At 61.9% G+C, this 17,634-nt stretch carries 15 protein-coding genes; 8 read left to right on the top strand and 7 right to left on the bottom strand.

From position 1 onward, the window contains the following. Positions 1–206: 206 nt before the first annotated feature. Genes dsbG through AC56KW_RS13330 form a run of 3 tightly spaced genes read right to left on the bottom strand, consistent with a single transcriptional unit; the run spans position 207 to position 3,728 of the window. Positions 207–1,022, bottom strand: a complete 816-nt coding sequence (gene dsbG, locus AC56KW_RS13340; RefSeq protein ID WP_273162127.1) for a thiol:disulfide interchange protein DsbG — start codon at positions 1,020–1,022, stop codon at positions 207–209. A 26-nt stretch (positions 1,023–1,048) separates the two neighbouring features. After that, positions 1,049–2,878, bottom strand: a complete 1,830-nt coding sequence (dsbD, locus tag AC56KW_RS13335) for a protein-disulfide reductase DsbD (protein WP_497171203.1) — start codon at positions 2,876–2,878, stop codon at positions 1,049–1,051. A gap of 43 nt (positions 2,879–2,921) precedes the next feature. Then, a complete protein-coding gene (locus AC56KW_RS13330; protein ID WP_497171202.1) occupies positions 2,922–3,728 on the bottom strand; it encodes a redoxin family protein in 807 nt (268 codons plus the stop codon). Positions 3,729–3,933: 205 nt separating this feature from the next. On the opposite strand from AC56KW_RS13330, the gene AC56KW_RS13325 reads away from it, so the two are divergent. Both AC56KW_RS13325 and AC56KW_RS13320 read left to right on the top strand, forming a co-directional pair. Then, complete coding sequence (locus AC56KW_RS13325; RefSeq protein ID WP_497171201.1) at positions 3,934–4,599, top strand: response regulator; 666 nt, start codon at positions 3,934–3,936, stop codon at positions 4,597–4,599. Then, positions 4,596–5,918: an ATP-binding protein gene (locus AC56KW_RS13320; RefSeq protein ID WP_497171200.1), complete on the top strand. Its 1,323-nt coding sequence runs from the start codon at positions 4,596–4,598 to the stop codon at positions 5,916–5,918. Before AC56KW_RS13325 ends, AC56KW_RS13320 begins: the two co-directional genes overlap by 4 nt. A 202-nt stretch (positions 5,919–6,120) precedes the next feature. Here AC56KW_RS13320 and AC56KW_RS13315 read toward each other — a convergent pair whose 3' ends face one another. Beyond that, the gene (locus tag AC56KW_RS13315; protein WP_349680687.1) at positions 6,121–6,495 is read right to left on the bottom strand and encodes a SpoIIAA family protein; all 375 of its coding nucleotides are present in this window, start codon (positions 6,493–6,495) and stop codon (positions 6,121–6,123) included. Between the two features lie 546 nt (positions 6,496–7,041). Between AC56KW_RS13315 and AC56KW_RS13310 the strand changes: the two genes are divergently transcribed. The 5 genes from AC56KW_RS13310 (at position 7,042) to AC56KW_RS13290 (ending at position 12,869) form a co-directional block, all read left to right on the top strand. After that, complete coding sequence (locus tag AC56KW_RS13310) at positions 7,042–8,409, top strand: UDP-glucose dehydrogenase family protein (protein WP_497171199.1); 1,368 nt, start codon at positions 7,042–7,044, stop codon at positions 8,407–8,409. Further along, positions 8,406–9,407, top strand: coding sequence for an NAD-dependent epimerase/dehydratase family protein (locus tag AC56KW_RS13305; RefSeq protein ID WP_027867971.1), 1,002 nt, complete (start codon positions 8,406–8,408; stop codon positions 9,405–9,407). The genes AC56KW_RS13310 and AC56KW_RS13305 overlap by 4 nt, the downstream gene beginning before the upstream one ends. Then, entirely contained in the window at positions 9,380–10,870 is a 1,491-nt protein-coding gene (locus tag AC56KW_RS13300) for an ArnT family glycosyltransferase (RefSeq protein WP_497171198.1), read from the top strand. The genes AC56KW_RS13305 and AC56KW_RS13300 overlap by 28 nt, the downstream gene beginning before the upstream one ends. Before the next feature lie 197 nt (positions 10,871–11,067). Further along, positions 11,068–12,054 carry an aldo/keto reductase gene (locus AC56KW_RS13295; RefSeq protein WP_027867972.1) on the top strand — a complete coding sequence of 329 codons (987 nt, stop codon included), beginning with the start codon at positions 11,068–11,070 and terminating at the stop codon, positions 12,052–12,054. A gap of 5 nt (positions 12,055–12,059) precedes the next feature. Next, complete coding sequence (locus AC56KW_RS13290) at positions 12,060–12,869, top strand: SDR family NAD(P)-dependent oxidoreductase (protein ID WP_051306776.1); 810 nt, start codon at positions 12,060–12,062, stop codon at positions 12,867–12,869. Between the two features lie 59 nt (positions 12,870–12,928). On the opposite strand, the gene AC56KW_RS13285 is transcribed toward AC56KW_RS13290, so the two are convergent. Genes AC56KW_RS13285 through AC56KW_RS13275 form a run of 3 tightly spaced genes read right to left on the bottom strand, consistent with a single transcriptional unit; the run spans position 12,929 to position 16,346 of the window. Continuing rightward, a complete protein-coding gene (locus tag AC56KW_RS13285; RefSeq protein WP_497171197.1) occupies positions 12,929–14,542 on the bottom strand; it encodes an ABC1 kinase family protein in 1,614 nt (537 codons plus the stop codon). Continuing rightward, positions 14,535–14,828, bottom strand: coding sequence for a hypothetical protein (locus AC56KW_RS13280; RefSeq protein WP_497171196.1), 294 nt, complete (start codon positions 14,826–14,828; stop codon positions 14,535–14,537). The genes AC56KW_RS13285 and AC56KW_RS13280 overlap by 8 nt, the downstream gene beginning before the upstream one ends. A gap of 60 nt (positions 14,829–14,888) precedes the next feature. Next, on the bottom strand, positions 14,889–16,346 hold the full coding sequence (locus AC56KW_RS13275) for an MDR family MFS transporter (protein WP_036216186.1): 1,458 nt from the start codon (positions 16,344–16,346) through the stop codon (positions 14,889–14,891). Between the two features lie 494 nt (positions 16,347–16,840). On the opposite strand from AC56KW_RS13275, the gene AC56KW_RS13270 reads away from it, so the two are divergent. Further along, positions 16,841–17,050 carry a DUF6640 family protein gene (locus AC56KW_RS13270; RefSeq protein WP_369094361.1) on the top strand — a complete coding sequence of 70 codons (210 nt, stop codon included), beginning with the start codon at positions 16,841–16,843 and terminating at the stop codon, positions 17,048–17,050. Positions 17,051–17,634: the final 584 nt, after the last annotated feature.

The raw sequence follows: 17,634 nt of genomic DNA, 5'->3' as shown, positions 1-17,634 counted from the left end.
GACCGTTTTCTTCATTGTGTACATTCGGGCATGATGTCGGTGACACGCTTCACGCACGCACTTAGCCCGCGTCTTCGTTGGAAGAATCAGGCTGAGTCGGCCGATGAGGCATCCGCCACAGCTTGGGGTAAGCGGATGGCTTAGCTCATGTAGTGCCCTGCCCTGCTCTCGTTGGCGATGCGTGTCACTCCGCGCCGTAAATCACATCACTTGAACTTGGCCAGCGCCGGATCGCTTATCCGTTGCTCAGGCAGGCCAGTCATGGCGGGCAGTTCCGACAGGCGCGGCATGCCGCTCTTCACCTGGACCTTGCCTTGGCTGTCGCGCCAGACCACGCCAGGGGTACCGGCGATGCCGAACTGCTCCATCAGCTCGCCATTCCTGCGGATCGACGCCGCCACCGCGGGCTGGTTCTGCTCGGTCTTGCCGGCCTGTGGCTTCCACGGCTTCCCATGGTTCTGTTCCATGTGCCGGAACGCCGCGGTCTTGTCCGGCGATGCCAGCACCTCGATCGCTTTCGGCATGCTCGTCGGGCCGAGCGTTGCGACGGGGATCCAGCGCACCTGCAGTCCAGCCGCCTCGTACGGCTGGACTGCACGCCACATGAAGTGGCAATAAGGGCAGTTCGGATCGACGAAGGCATAGATGATGCTTTTCGGATTCTTGGTGCTGCCCTCGGCGATGAATGCCGATTTCTCCAGTTGTGCGAATGCGGCTGCGAAATCCGGCTTGGGGATGTACATGTCTTCGTGCTGGGCCGAGAGGTTCTGGCCACGTTCATCGATCAGCGCTCCCGCCACCAGCGTCTTTCCGTCCGCCGTTGTGTATACCAGCGAATGACGCCCCCCCTGGGAAAGCACCCAGCCGGTGAGCCCCGAGCCGGCCGGGAACTGCCTGACCACCTTGACGCCCGCGCTTACGGCGCGCTCCAGGACCGGTGGGGTCTGCTCGGTGGCGAAGGCGGCCGTATTGATGAGTGCTGCTGCGAGTGCGGTTGGCACCGCGTATTTGAAAGCCTGCATGTCGACTCCGATAGTGAAGGCGTTGATTAAGATTGGGGGGGAGTTTGCGCGGCTTCCGCCTTGCGAAGCGAAGCGAGGAAGGAATCGGCATCCTCGTAGCCAATGACTCGTGTGCCGCCGAGTTCACGGCCGTCGGCGCCGAAAAAGATGATCCCGGGTGGGCCGAACAGGCCGAAGCGCTTGAGCAGGGCCTGGTCGGCCGCATTGTTGGCGGTGACGTCGGCCTGGAGCAGCAGCATCTGGTCGAAGCGCGACTGTACGCGCGAATCGGAGAACGTGAAACGCTCCATTTCCTTGCATGACACGCACCAGTCCGCATAGAAGTCGAGCATGACGGTCTTGCCCGGGCTCCGGGCCAGAATGGCATCAAGCTCCTCGAGCGAGCGGATTCTCTGGAACTGGGCCGCCCGGTGCGCCTCTGCCGTAGCGAACGGCGCCAGCGGATCCGTCCCGCCTGCTGCCAGGCCGGCCAGCTGCGCCGCGCCCAGCACCCCGACGACGAGACCCGCCGCTACTGCGAGCGGCCGGCGCGGACGCGGCAGCAGCAGCGACGCGGCATAACCCGTTCCCAGCAAGCCCCAACCCAGCATCAGCGCCCGGGGCGGCAGGACCGGCGCGGCAATCCACAAGGCGGTGCCCAGCATTAGCACCCCGAAGAAGCGCTTGACACCCGTCATCCAGGCGCCCGCGCGCGGCAGCAGGGTGCCCGCCGAGGCGCCGACCAGCAGCAGCGGCACGCTCATTCCGGCGGCCATCGCGAACAATGCGCTGCCGCCAATGAAAGCATCCTTGGTCTGGCTGATGTACACGAGCGCACCTGCCAGCGGCGCGGCGACGCAGGGACCGACGATCAGTGCCGAGATGGCTCCCATTGCGAACACCCCCACGTGGGTACCTGCCCCCTGCCGGTTGGACGCTCCCGCGAGGCGCGACTGGATCGCCGCCGGCATCTGCAGCTCGAACACGCCGAACATCGGCAGGGCCAGCACGACCATCAAGAGGGCGAACGCGCCCAGCACCCAGGCGTTCTGCAGTGCCGCCGCCAGTCCTTCGCCCGCCAGGCCCGCCGCCACGCCCAGCACGGTGTACACGATCGCCATGCCGAGCGAATACGACACCGACAGGGCAAAGCCGCGCATGCGCGACGCGGAACCCTTGTCGCCGACGATGATCGACGAGAGGATCGGCAGCATCGGCAGCACGCAGGGCGTGAACGACAGGCCCAGGCCCAGCAGCAGGAACATCGGGACGATGACTGCCAGTTCGCGGCTGCTCAAGGCCCGTTCGATGCGTCCGCTATCGCTGTCATCCGTCAGCGTACCGCCCGGCGCGGCAGCTGCCGGCTGCGGGTTTGCCTGCGGCGGCGCAGCGGTCGTGGTCAGCCCGGATGGCGCGGCGGTCGCCAGTACCGCGGTCGATGCCATCGGCGGGTAGCACAAGCCCTTGTCGGAGCAGCCCTGGGAGGTGGTCTTCAGTGTGAAACTTCCCTTCCCGTCCACGGGAAGGCGCACCTTGACGATGCCGCGGTAGGTTTCCATCTCCTTCTGGAAGGTCTCGTCGAAATGCTTCTCGCCAGCCGGGAACACAGGCTGTCCGAGCCGGGTCTGCCCGGCTTCGAATGCGAAGCGCTCGCGGTACATGTAATAGCCGGGCGCAATGTCAAAGCGCACTTCAGCGGTCTGTCTGTCGACCATGTAGGCGGCGAAGCGGAATGCCTGCTCGGGCGGCAGGAAATCGTCGTCAGCGGCCGCCGCGTTGCCGGATGCTGCAAGCAGCACCGCGGCAAGCGGAGCCAGCAGCAGCGCAAGCAGCCACCGGCCCATTTCGGGTACCGTCCGTGATAAGAAAACCATCATTCTCTCCTGTGGTTCGTTGATGTCGCTATCTTGCGTTTGCGGTTCAGCGCTTGCTGCGCAGGACCGCCAGGTGTTCGGCCAGCGTGGCGCTCGATACCTCGCCCATCCGCTTGTCGACGAGTATTCCGTTCGCGTCGACGAACAGCGTGGTCGGCAGGCCCGGGGCACCGGCTGCCTTGGCCAGGGCTCCGCCGGGGTCGAGCACCACGTTCCGCAGCGGCAGGCCCTCGGCCTTCAGGTAGGCACGTATTTTGGCGTTGTCCTCGCCCTGGTTGACGAATACGAAGGTCAGGTCGCTTGCTTCGCGCTGTGCCTTGCCAAGGGCGGGCATTTCTCGCCTACAAGGCGGACACCAGCTCGCCCAGAGGTTGACCACCATGGGCTTGCCGGCAAATGCGGTCAATGGAACGGCGCGTCCGTCAAGATCTGTCAGCATCACCTCGGGTAGGGCCTGGCGCTCGGTGGCCATGCGAACCAGCCCATTCCCGGCGATCCAGATGAAGAGACCGGACCATACGGCGATGACGATCGCGGCACGCTGGTCCGCCTTGCGCCATGCCAGGATGGCGCCGATGATGACGGCCGCAGCGAAGCCCGCGACGGGCGCCAGCCCGCCGTCGCGCAGGTCCGGCAGCCGCCAGGGCTCTTCCGCGTACAGCGGCCAGTAACGGGCAACAAAGACGATGCGCGCCACCAGGATCGCCCCGGCGATGATCAGCCAGAGCGAGCCCTCGGCCTTCACGCCGCGCCTGGCCGCCACCCGATTGCCGATGGCGGAACCGAGGATGATCGTTGCGAAAGCGACCAGCAGTTGCGCGGGTAAGGCAAGCGGGCCGAGTGTGACAGTCATGGTGGTGTGCTTTCCTGCGCATGGCGCCGGCCCGACGGGCCGGTTCGACGCCTGGCGAATACAGCCATCCTATTTCCTGCCGATTAGCACCACATTAACGAATCCGTCGATTTGCCCGGAAGCATCGGCTTCGCCCTCCCGTTAATCGCGGCATAACCGTATAGCGGTAAGATCGCGGTTCCTGCTTTTACTACTCGGGTTAGCCATGCGTATACTCGTCATCGAAGACGACGAACTGGTCGCAAGCGGCATTCTTGCCGGCCTGCGCCTGTCCGGAATCGGGGCCGACCATGTCGCCAATGCCTCACAAGCGGAAATGGCCGTGCAGACCGGCCGGTTCGACGTCATCCTCCTCGATCTCGGCCTGCCGGATACGGACGGGCTCACGCTGCTCAAGCGCTGGCGCGGCGCTGGCAAGGACTGGCCGGTGCTGGTCCTGACAGCGCGCGACGACGTGCAGGACAAGGTGGCCGGCCTGCGCAGCGGTGCCGACGACTACCTTGTGAAACCCTTCGAACTCGACGAACTGGTCGCACGGCTGCATGCCTTGCAACGGCGTAGTGCCGGCCGCAGCGTCGACCGCATCGAGCATGGTCCGCTGGCCTTTGATCCGGCCACCCAGGTAGTAACGCTGGATGGGAACCCCGTCGAACTGTCGCGGCGCGAACTGGCCCTCCTCCAGGCCTTGCTCAACAGCGGCCAGCGCATCCTCAGCACCGACCAGGTCAAGGACAGCCTGTATGGGCTCGGCGATGGCGTCGAAAGCAACGCCCTGAACGTCCACATCCACCACTTGCGGCGCAAGCTCGGGCCGAATATCGTCGAGACCGTGCGTGGCCTCGGGTACCGGCTTGGCAAGGCGCGGACGTGAAGACGCTGCGCCTGCGCCTACTGGTCACCATCGGCGCCTCGTTCGCGCTGTTCTGGACTCTGTCGTCGGTGTGGACGCTGGTCGACCTGCGCGACGAGTTTCGCGACGCACTCGACGAGCGGCTTGCGGCATCGGCGCGCATGGTCGCCGCGCTGATTGCCGACTCGCCCCATCTTTCGGTGCAGCCAGGCTCCCGCGGATCCAGCCCTATCCCCTACCTGGTCCGCACCGACAACGTGGCCTGCGAGATCCGGCTGGTGCGGGGCGGCATCGTGGGCCGCACCGAGAACAGCCCGGAACGCCTCGGCCTGGTGGCGCCCGGCTATCGCACCCGCGTCATCGACGGCGTTACCTGGCGCAGCTATACCATCGAGCACAACGGGATGCGCATCACCACCGCCGACAAGACGGAGCGCCGCCAGCAGCTGTTCCGCAATATCGCGTTCGCCACCTTTGTGCCCTTCCTTGTCGCTATGGCGGCCACCTTGATCGCGCTATGGTTCGCCGTACGCCATGGCCTGCGCCCGCTCGAACGGATCCGCATTGCCCTCGAAGCGCGCGAACCCGGTGCACTCCACCCGCTGCCCGAGCAGGACCTGCCGCGCGAGCTCACCCCGCTGGTAACGACCGTCAACGGCCTGCTGGCCAGGATCGAACGCACCATTGAGCGTGAACGGCGCTTCACCGGCGACGCCGCGCATGAATTGCGCACGCCGCTCACCGCCGTCAAGACCCATCTCCAGGTTGCCCGGATGAGTGGAGATGGGCCGGACACGGCGATCGCGCTCCAGCAGGCCGAACGGGGGGTAGGACGCCTGCAGGGCATCATCAACCAGCTCCTGATGCTGGCGCGCGTCGAGGGTTCGATGGCATTCGAGGATGACGAGCGCCTGCACGCAGCCGCAATCGCGGAGCAGGTCCTCATGCACCTTCCGGCGCAGCAGGCCGCCAGGGTGTGCGTTCACGACGAAGGCGGCGCAGCACGCGTTCTCCGCATACCCGCATCCCTCGCCGTGACGGCGCTGCGCAACATCCTCGACAACGCGTTGCGCTACGGCGATGCTGAGGCCACTGTCGTGCTGCGGATCGTGCAGCATGGCGGGATGGCAGGTTTTACGGTGGAAGACCAGGGCAGCGGCATGAGCGATGCGGACATCGGCAAGGCCGGGCAGCGCTTCTGGCGCAAAGGCGGCGGCCAGGGCAGCGGCCTGGGCCTCTCGATCGTGAAGGCGATCGTCGCGCGCTACGACGGCAGCTGGAAGCTCGAACAACGCGCGGGCGGCGGGCTGGCCGCACACCTGGCCTTCCCTGCCGCATGAGCTTCGAACGACATGCCTCGCCGTCGGTGCCTTCGTAAAGGCACCTATGCGTACGCGCAGCGCCGCCACCGGTTTTCTGCTGGCGCGCGCAGTCGTATTCGATGCGCCGCTGCGGGACTCCGTCACGGGCGCTCTGCCAGACAACTTTAGCGTCCGGACTGCGGTCATGCAGGGCCGCTGACACGAAAAGCGGACGTTGCTTTTACTCTTCAAGCCAGTGCAAGGCCTGGCTAAGGTCGTTATAGAAAACACGGTATTCGCCTTCACCAAATTGTCCGAATGCGATCCGTGCAAAGTAGGCCAACCGAGTATTCGCCACCAAAATGGCTTTACGCAGGGGCCGGTCGTGGAACAGTTGACTGGCTTCTTTTTCGAGTTTTTCCTGCAACAGTGCATGCTCGACATTGGGCGACTCGATTTCCAAGCCGTCGTAGAGAACGCGCGTGTGTCCGGTATCCTGTAGCAGCTGGACGACCCGCTTATGGGTTTCCTCAAGCATGCTTTCGCTTAATTCACCTCTCAATCGCGCCACTATGACATGGCCGAGAGGTTCGATCCACAGTTGAGTATTCGGCATCTTATACAGTTAAAATAGTTTGAAACCTATATGTTGGCTACAATCACCCGAGGCCACCGATACTTGACTGTGCCCTCTGATCCGATGGCAGAGGTCGGGACCGACAAGTGTACGGTCTTGTTGCTATCAGCACAAGGACGGTTTTTTCTGGCGTCTATGGATTCCCCCCCGGTTTGCCAAGCATTCATGGATAGGCGCGATCGGGCTCAAGGCAATATCTTGGCCGAACGCCAGTGGCGCAATGTCAAACAGGAGGACGTATATCTGGCCGCTTTCGCCAACACGTAACAGGCGCTCAATTACAATGAGCCAGCGAGCGGCAAGCGTAGTGGCAGTGGCAGTGGCAGTGGCAGTGGCAGTGGCAGTGGCAGTGGCAGTGGCAGTGGCGCGCTGATGGTCGGCAAATAGACAGTACGCAAGTGCTGGGCCAACGCCGGCCAACTGCAGTGACAGAAAACACCGCAGCCTTAACCCCGAAGAATTGTCTCACCGACGGGTCACTTTATATTGTCCCGATTTGGTTCTTTTTTATACATTTTACTGCACATGAAAATATCAGTTATTGGCACCGGTTACGTCGGACTAGTTTCAGGCGCGTGCTTTGCCGATGTCGGCAATACCGTCCTGTGTATGGACCTGGACCAACACAAAATCGCGATGCTCAACGCTGGCCGGAGCCCTATCTTCGAGCCAGGCCTTGATGCCCTGATCGCCCATAACACGGCGGCCCGCAGATTGCTTTTCACCACGAATTATGACGAAGCGGTCGCGGATGCAGACATCATTTTCCTGGCCGTGGGTACGCCGCCGGATGAAGATGGCAGTGCCGACCTGACGCACGTTCTTTCGGCGGCGCACAGCATCGGCCAGCTCATGCAACGGCCGATTACCCTGGTCAACAAATCTACCGTCCCGGTGGGCACTGCCGACCGGGTAAGAAGCGTGATTGCCGAACAACTCCGGGCCCGCGGTGTCTGTATCGACTTTTCTGTCGTCAGCAATCCCGAGTTTCTCAAGGAGGGGGCGGCAATCGAGGATTTCATGCGCCCCGCCCGGATCATCGTGGGCAGCGACAATCCGCAGGCGACGAAAATCATGCGGAACCTTTATGCACCGTTCAGCCGTAATCATGAAAAGCTGCTGGAGATGGATGCGCGCAGCGCCGAGCTGACGAAATACGGCGCCAATGCCATGCTGGCAACGCGCATCAGCTTCATGAACGAACTAGCGAACCTGGCGGAGACGCTGGGCGCCGACATCGAGCTGGTGCGGCGCGGCATAGGCTCGGACCCGCGCATTGGCCCGGATTTTTTGTATCCGGGAATAGGCTATGGCGGCTCCTGCTTCCCCAAGGATGTCCGGGCGCTCTTAAAAACGTCGGCCGACCATGGGCAGAAACTGCGCATCCTGGCTGCCATTGAAGCGGTGAATGCGACGCAAAAAAATATTCTGTTCAAAAAAATTGCGCAGTACTTCAATGGGACCGACAGGCTGGCAGGAAAAACCGTCGCACTTTGGGGCTTGTCTTTCAAGCCCAACACGGATGATGTGCGCGAGGCGCCGAGTCTTGCACTGATCAGGGCGCTTTTTGCTGCGAATTGCCGGGTCCAGGCATACGACCCGGCCGCCAGCGAAGAGGCAAAAAACGTGCTGATCAGCGAGCATGGCGAAGCACGTTGCCATGAGCTGCTCAACATCGTTGATTCCGCAGTAGCCGCAGTGGAAGGCGCCGATTTGCTCGCCATCGCGACGGAGTGGAAGGAGTTTCGCTCGCCTGACTTCGGCTACCTGGCTGCATCGCTTCGGCACCGGGCGATCTTTGATGGCCGCAACCTGTATGCTCCGGAGCTTGTTGCGTCGTTCGGGCTGAGCTATTTCAGCATCGGCAGACCCGTACTGGTGGCGCAGCGATGATTCCTGCCAACTCGCCTGTCCTGGTCACTGGCGCCGCCGGCTTCATCGGGAGTTTCGTCGCGTCGCGCCTTGCCCGGATGGGCATGGCCGTTACCGCGTGCGACAACTTCAATGGCTATTACTCGACCGATTTGAAGCACGCACGCGTCGAGGCCTTGCTTGCACCGCAGGGAATCAGGTGCGAAGCGGTAGAGCTTGCCGATGCGCTGCAAGTCAGGCAGTTGTTCGAACGCGTTCGACCCGCCTTTGTCGTCCACCTTGCGGCGCAGGCGGGCGTGCGTTATTCGATCGAGGATCCTGCCGCCTACGTGCAGTCGAACCTGGTCGCGTTCGCCAATATCCTAGAAGCTTGCCGGCAATTCAAGCCACGCCATCTGGTCTATGCGAGCAGCAGCAGCGTCTACGGTGCAAGCCAGAAAGCTCCCTTCAAGGAGAGAGATATAACCGATGAGCCTGTCTCCTTCTACGCGGCGACCAAGAAAGCGAACGAGGCAATGGCATATTCCTATAGTCACCTGTTTGGACTGCCGGCGTCCGGTTTGCGCTTTTTCACCGTATATGGTCCGTGGGGCCGCCCCGACATGGCGTATTTCAGTTTCGCGCAAAAAATGCTAAAAGGCGAGGCGATTCCCGTCTTCGCGCAAGGTGAACTGAAACGGGACTTTACCTATATCGATGACATCGTTGAAGGTATCGTGCGGGTGTTGGCGAAGCCTGCCGACGCGGGCGCCGGCGCGGCCCCGCACATGGTATTTAATATCGGTAATCACCAACCCGTGCGGGTACTGGATTTTATTGCAGCCCTGGAAGAAGCTCTGGGCGTCAAGGCAAAGATGCAATTCTTGCCGATGCAGCCGGGTGACGTGACGATCACGTATGCCGATACCAGCAAATTGCGGGACTGGGTCGGGTTCGCACCTGCAACGCCGCTTCGCGAGGGGCTGCTCTGTTTCCGGGAGTGGCTGGCTGGATGGATGGAGCACAACAAGATGAATTAGCCATGCAGAACGATGGGATCGCGAGTGCGTACCCGAAGCGCGCCGGCACCAATTTCCTCCTGGCGCTCGGGGCTTACTTCGTGCTGCAGATCATCCTGCGGACAAGTTCGCCAGCAGTGCTCGACCTGGACGAATCGGAACAGGTGCTGGCGTTCCAGCACCTGCAGCTGGGCTATGGCAGCCAGCCGCCCTTGTATGCCTGGCTGCAATGGCTCATGTTCTCGGTGTTTGGCGTCAATCGTTTTGCCCTCTCCTTTCTCAAGAATCTGCTGCTGTTCGGTACCTACCTGGCGATGTTTCATGCAGCCAGGTCGCTCGTCGGCATTACCGGTGGCATCATCGTCGCCGCCTCGCTGGTGCTGTTCCCGCAGATTGGCTGGGAATCGCAGCGCGATCTGACGCACTCGGTGTTAATGACCTGCATGGCGGCGCTCACGCTATGGTGCTACTTCGCTTTGCTTCATCATCCGGGCAAGATGCGCCATGCGCTCTTCGGTCTGCTGATCGGGCTCGGGCTGCAATCGAAATATAACTTTGCCCTGTTTGCGCTCGCCCTGACGATGGCCAGCCTGCTGGTTCGGGAACACCGTGAGCGACTGTGGAGTCGCAGGGCCTGGATTTCACTTGCAGTGATAGCAATTGCCGTTGCTCCACACGGGTTATGGCTGCTTAACCATCTGGATGCGGCCACCCGCTCTACTCTGGAGAAAATGAATGGCAGTGATGCCGGCTATATCGGCAATGTCGTGCGTGGCCTCGGCAGTATGGTGAGCGCGACATTTCTGTTCGTGACACCGTTGTGGATGGTGTACGCCTGGGTCTTCTGGCGGCGCCGTGCCCAGGCCGAGGCAAAGGTCGATGACCCGCATGCCCGTTTTTTTCTCCGGTTTTACCTGGCGGCCTACGGCGGCATCACGGCCCTGGTGCTCAGCGGCGAGCTAACGAGCTTCAAGGATCGCTGGATGCAGCCGATCCTGTTCCTGCTGCCGCTTGCATGCTTCGTCATCTTTCCCTCGCTCGCACGTCGGACAGTGTGCCGGGAGATACTTCAAATAGCGGGCATGTTTGCCATGATCGTTCTGGTGGGACTGTCGGCACGCGCTTACCTTGGCAAGAACACGCGCGCACCGTATGTCGAACTGTCGGCCACGCTCCTGCATTGCTTTCCGCAAGCAAAAACCCTGATCGCTAACGAACTGACGGATGCCGGAAACCTGAATCTGCAGAATCCAACACGGCCAACAATGCTGCTGTCCAATACTTTACAACAACGGCCGGACATCGGCGGCAAGGTCCTGCTGATCGATTCCGACAGCGGTCAATCCGATTGGATGCATAAATTTCTTCGTGCGTATCCGTCGAGCGCCGTCCTCGAGCGGGGACGACTCGCGGTCGGAAACCCGCAGGAGCGGCAAGGCGCGATGTCAGTGGAATATGCACTTGTAGCGATAAGGAAAGAGTAAATGCGATATCGCCTGCCATTCGCAACAGGTTTCCGACGGACGGAAACATCCTACATATCGAAATAGGATCGTCCTATTGGTGACAGGCTTCTGAACGCTTACGATGATTTTCCTCTTTTTTAATCAGTGTCGGCAGCTGCCCGGAATCGCCGCGACGTCGATAGCATTTCTTAACTACGAACCACGGGAGAATTCACATGAAGATGCGAACATTAGGGCAACAAGGCTTGACGGTTTCCGCGCTCGGCCTGGGCTGCATGGGCATGTCGGAATTCTATGGCCAGCCTGACGAAGCAGAGTCAATCGCCACCATTCACCGCGCCCTGGAATGCGGGATCAACTTGCTCGATACGGCCGACATGTACGGGCCGTTCACCAATGAGAAACTGGTCGGCAAGGCGATCCGCGACCGGCGCGATCAGGTGATCCTGGCAACGAAATTCGCCAACGTGCGCGGCGACAACGGAGAGTTTCTCGGGGTACGCGGCGATCCGGAGTATGTGAGGCAGGCCTGCGATGCCTCCCTGCAGCGGCTGGGTGTCGACCATATTGACCTGTATTACCAGCATCGGGTCGATCCCGGCGTGCCGATCGAGGAAACCATTGGTGCAATGGCGGACCTGGTGCGTGCCGGCAAGGTGCGCTTTCTCGGCATGTCTGAAGCCGCGCCGGAAACGATCCGGCGCGCCCATCAAGTTCATCCCATCAGTGCGCTGCAGACCGAGTATTCGCTCTGGAGCCGCGATCCCGAGCACGCCATCCTGCCTGCCGTGCGCGAACTCGGCATCGGCTATGTCGCGTACAGTCCGCTCGGACGCGGGTTCCTGACCGGCCAGATCAAGCGGATCGAGGACCTCGAAGAGCGTGACTACCGGCGCCATTCGCCGCGCTTCCAGGGGGAGAACTTCCAGCGCAATCTGGACCTGGTCACCGAAGTCGGGCGCATCGCCGCAGAGAAGGGCTGTACCCCGGCCCAGCTTGCGCTGGCCTGGGTCTTGGCGCAGGGCGAGGATATCGTGGCGATCCCCGGCAGCAAGAGACGGCCGCATCTGGAGGACAACGTCCGTGCGCTGGATGTCCGGCTGAGCGACGAGGACCTTGCCCGTATCGATCGCATCCTGCCACCCGGCGCTGCCGCTGGGGAGCGGTATGACGATTCGCAGATGCAGGCCTTGAACGGTTGAGCGCCATGGATTGGAAAACATTGGACGGGCGCGTCGCGATCGTCACCGGCGGTGGACGCGGACTGGGACGTGCGATGACCCTGGGGCTAGCGCGGGCGGGAGCGCGTGTAATCGCCACGGCCGCACGGGAAAGCGCGGAATTGGAACAGGTGGCCGCCGAGATGCATGCAGAGTGCGGCGAGCAGCGTGTGCTGCCGCTGATGGCGGATGTGCGCAATGCCGAAGATTGCGAACGGGTCGTGAACGCCGCGCTGGCGCAGTGGCAGCGACTCGACATTCTGGTGAACAATGCCGGACGCGGCATGAAGTACGCCAGCGAGCGTTTTCTTGTCGAGCCCCCCAGGTTCTGGGAAGTGGAGCCGGAGACCTGGCGCATGGTCATGGATACCAACGTCAACGGCCCTTTCCTGATGGCGCGCGCCGCCGTTCCACACCTGCTCCGGGCAGGCCGGGGGCGCATCGTCAACATCTCGATGAACCACGACACCATGCGCCGGCGGGGCTTCTCGCCTTATGGTCCGTCGAAGGCCGCGCTGGAATCCGAAACCATCATCTGGGCGCAGGACCTGGAAGGCACTGGTGTAACGGTCAATGCGCTGCTTCCGGGAGGAGCGACCGCGACCGGCATGATCCCGCCGGGCCTGCCCGATGCGGTGCGCGCCACGCTGCTGGAACCGGAAATCATCGTGGCGCCGCTATTGTGGCTGGTCTCGGCCGATGCGGATGGCATCAATGGCCGCCGCCTGCTCGCCAACCGCTGGGACGGTGCCGATCCGGCGCTTGCGATCGAGGACGCCGGATGGCCGCGCTCCTGACCCGGACAAAGCGAACGTGCGCCCGTGCTTCCGCGAGTTCAGGCTGCCAGATGCCAGCGTCATCGCTGCTTTAGCCAGCCCACAATGGCCAGTGCCACGGAAAGCAACGCCAGCAGGGCCGCCAGCTGCGGTTCGGAGGAGGAGACGATCGCGGCGCAGACAGCGAGCGCAGCGGGATAAACCGGGGGAGTGGCCGCGCCGCCACGCGCCTTGTCGCGCAGTCGCTCAAGGTCCGCGGGGGCGATGCTGACTGTGATCGCCCCGGTTCGGGCTACCTTCTCGATTTGCCTGACCAAGTTCGGGGTCGATAGCACCGCCCTTCCCAGCGATGCCAGCAGCTTGCCCGCTTCGCCGCGCAGTCGTGCGGGTCGGATGCGCTCCCGAATCAAATCCTTGGCGATCGGAGCCAGTTCGCTGGCGATGTTGAAATAGGGATCGGTCCGTCGAACAAAACCCTCGGCCGTGAGCAGCGTCCGGAGCACCAGGGCCAGATCGGGTGGAAGGGTGAGATGGAATTCGCGCAATAGGGCAAAGACGCGCTGGAAGATGTCGCCAAGGTCGATCTGCTCGAGCAGGACGTTGCTGAAGCGGTCGATCAGGTCGGCCAGCGCCTCTTCCAGCCTGGTCCGGTCGACACTGGGCTCCCCGGCCCATAGCATGAGAATGTCGACCACGCCGCCCGTGTCCTGCGACGCAATCGCGAGACCGAGCCGAACCAGTTCCTCCCGGCGCTTCGGCAGGAGCGTCCCGACCGCGCCAAAATCGATGAGCCCAAGCGTTCCGTCCTCGAGGAAAAATACGTTCCCGGGGTGCGGGTCGGCATGGAAGTGACCGTTGATAAGGATCATGCGCAGCACCGCCTGTGCATAGGTGCTGGCCAGCGCACTGAGATCGAGCTGGCTCCGGCGCGCCGTCTCCAGGTCGCTCGCCGGAATGCCGCGCAGCCGCTCCTGGATATTTACCCGCCTGCCGGAAAGCTCCCAGTCGAACCGGGCGGTTCGAACACCGAGATCCTTGAGGAAGGCGCCGATCGCATTGCTGGCGCGCGCTTCCGCCCCGAGATCCATTTCGCGGTCGAGGCTTTCGGCGAAGTAGCGCAGCAACTCGTCCGGCTTGAGCCGTGCGACTTCCGGTATGGTGCGCTCGGCGATACGGGCCAGGCGCCGCAGAATCCGCAGGTCGGCGTCGACGATCCGCTCGATCCCGGGACGACGGACCTTGACGATGACGTCACGGCCGTCGAGCAAGGTCGCGGCGTGGACCTGGGCGATGGACCCGGCTGCGATCGCTTTCTCGTCGAAACTGCTGAAACAGCTCTCGATCGACCCGCCAATGGCGTCTTCGATCAGCGGCCGCATGGTCTGGAAAGGAAGCGGTGGAACCCGGTCCTGCAGGCTGGTGAGCGCCTCGATCCATTCCGGATCAAGCAGATCGCTGCGCATCGCAAGGATCTGGCCGAACTTGACGGCAACCGGGCCGATGTCGCGCAACAGCGCGACGACCGCCTCCGGGCGGGCGCTGTCGAGCGTCTCGTCTCCGCCGCTTCCTAGGCCGAGCCTGGCAGACAGTCCCTTCAGGCCATGTCGTCCGAACAGGACGAGGATTTGCGCAAACCGCTCGCGCTCTTTCAACGCGGCGACCTCGGAGCCGTCGTTCAGTACTAGATCAGCCATGGTTCTTCTTTCTTGAGGTAACAAAACGAGCGCTCCACAATCCGGCGGGCTCTTCGGTCTCAGTGCGGCGGTCACGCTGGCGCCGCCGGGGAAGCGCAACAGCCATTGAACTGGCCGCTTCCGCCAAGCGCTGCACCTTGATTGTCGATGCGGGTGCCGAGGAAGGTGCCTGTCCGGGGTGCGCCCAGAGACCCTTGATGAATTCGTCGGCGATGTGGCAGTGCAACGGATACATTTGCAGGTAGCGTTCGGGCATCGGGAAATTATTTGGGTTTTCTGTGGCCATAGGGTTAGCCGAACCAATAGTATCCGTGGCCAAATGGTTGGGGTCGAGTGAACCAGAACATCAAGCGCGCACCCGATCCCCTTCTTTCGCCTTCTCCCCAACGCTCGACGGCATGAACATCATGACGGCCAACGCGATCGCGACCATGATGGTACCCGCTATGAACATGTCGGCAATCGCTTGCCGGTAGATGACCGGGGTCGGTGCCCGACCATGCAGGTGCTGCGCCAGGATGGCGCCGGAACCGGCGACGCCGACCAGGCCACCTAGGGAGCGGAAAAAACTCAGCATTGCCGTTCCAATACCGCGGCGCGGCGCCGCCAATGCGGTCTGAACCAGAATGGTCATATTGGGCGACACCAACCCCAGGCCCGCCCCGAGCACGAACATGGCGGGCTCGATAACGATGAAGCCAAGCGACTGCGCGATCGCCCATGAAAGAACAGCGAACGCGGCGAGCGCCATGCCCAGTCCGATGACCTGCATTCGCTTGTAGTCGAAGCTGTCGCGGCTCATCAGGCGTCCGTTGACCAACGACGCGAGCACCATGCCTACCATCAGCGGCATCGTGAGCAATCCGGAATTGGCCGGACTGGCCCCCATAACCAGCTGAAAAAGTATCGGGAAAAACATGCTCGCGCCCATCATGCCGACAAAGGTGAAGGCCATGACCACACTGCCGACGTTGAATACCCGGCTGTGAAAAAGGTCCGGCGGCAGGACCGGCTCTGGCACGCGATGCACGTGGAACATCAGCAGCGCAAGCATGCCGATCGCCGCGAGCGTCAGGTAAGCTACCGGCGGAGACTCCCATGGCCACTCACTCCCCCCGAGAGCCAGTACGAGCAGTGCTGAGGTCACCGAACCGATCAGCAAAACGGAGCCGAGGTAGTCGATACTGTGCCGGATGGTCCGGGTAGCCGCGGGCATCGCCCTAGCGATGAGAAACAGCGCAAGCACGCCGACCGGCATATTGATATAGAAAATCCAGTGCCAGGATAGCAGGTCCGTCAAGATCCCGCCCAACACGGGACCGATGACGGTCGTGGAAGCGTAGATCGCCACGATGCGCCCATGGCGCCGTCCGCGCTCGGCAGGCGGCACCAAATCCCCAATGACGATTTGTGCCAGCGGCAGGAAGCCGCCCGCGCCAATGCCCTGGATCGCACGAAATCCGATCAGCTGCGGCAGGTCTTGCGCCAGGCCGCACAGGATCGATCCGATCAAAAAGCTGATGATCGCGAAATAGAGCAGCGGCTTGCGTCCGTACTGGTCGCTGAGCTTGCCGTAAAGAGGCATGACCGCGGTCGAAGCCAAAGCATAGGCCGTCACCACCCACGCCAGGTCCGACATGTTGCCGAACTCTGCGCCGATACGCGGCAAGGCAGTGGCAACGATGCTTTGGTCCAGCCCTGCAAGCGCCATCATCGTGACCAAGGCAAAATAGATCGCGCCGATCTGTTTCGATGACGTCGCGGACTCGGTTCCGGCTCCAGTTTCCGGGGAGTGCCGCGTCATTTACAGATCGCGGCGAGAGAGAGGAATGCCCGCACGGGGACTGGCGTAGTCACTGCGGCATGCGGTGCCAGCTTGGGGGTGTCAATGCCTGCTTGCAGGCCAATGCCATGCAGCAGTTCCGAGGCTGATTCTGCAATGTTGTCGTCGTTGCCGGCGGTATGTACACTCATGTTTGATGAATTGGTCAGCCCAGCAACTATGATAGCCCAGCCTTGCAGCTTCCGCAAAGCTACCGCGTGCGTCGCTGCTGTGCCGAACCCAGCAACGCTGAGGCGAAGCACGCCGCAAACGTGCGCAAGCATCGCGTTAAGTAATCGATCCTTATTCTCACGACTACAAATCAGAATTTTTTGTTACTTCGGTTCGCTGTCTAGGCAAACGCTCACGCCGAATCCTCAGACAAGATGGTTATGTACCCGTCTATGGCCTATACCAGCACAGCGAATCGATTGTGGAGCGGGCGTGCACATTGTACCTAGTTATATGGAGGAACCATGAGCTCAAGTATATCGGCCTCGTCGAAAAAAAGACCCAACCTTGGGGTTAAAATACTTTATGTCGCTAACATCGCCGCAATGACAGGCGGTTGGATAGCCGATATGAACAAGACCCACATGTTCAATCCGAAGTGGACGCCGCACGCGAAGTTCCACGATGCTATGTCAATCAGTGCCGCAAGTTTGGCGGGCGTATCCGGTCTTTAGTCCCTGGCAGGTCGGCCGTTCGATCACCGCGTCAATACTGCGATCGCTGCCTTATTGCCTGCGATAATCTTTGGCGCGCAGGCAACTGCTTTTCTCTATTCTGGTGAAAAGGGGTTGGAACTGAAAACCCCACGATGGCACCCGAAGTCGCGGGCGTCCGGAAGAATGAGCTGCCAGTTGCGCTCCTCGGGCTCGCACTACCAGGCATCGGTTATTTCTTGACCATAAAAAGTCGCGGCTAGCTCGGATATCGGTGTGCCGCCGGAACCAGTTTTGTTGCCGAAACATTGTCCTGCCTTATCGAGCCGCGCATCTGCGGGGATACGCGTTCGGGAGGCTCCAAGACGACCTCCGCGCCGCGCGGCGGCGCGTCGCACATCACGTAGATCCGACTCGGCGTGATTCCCGTCCGCAGCGACTCGCCCCGAGGCGGCATGCGCCAAGGCGACCTGCTAAAAAAAATTGCGAACGTAAGGAGAACCCGGCCATGGTACGCCTATTTGCCATGGCGCCAAAAAGGACCTCCCATTGGATCAGGAAACAGGCCGGCTCGTACGCAACCGCAACGAATGGGCCTGCGTCGG

The sequence above is a fragment of the Telluria sp. RT2P19 genome, from assembly GCF_059685725.1.
The sequence above is the reverse complement of the archived record's forward strand: the minus strand, read 5'-3'. Positions and strand labels throughout refer to the sequence as shown.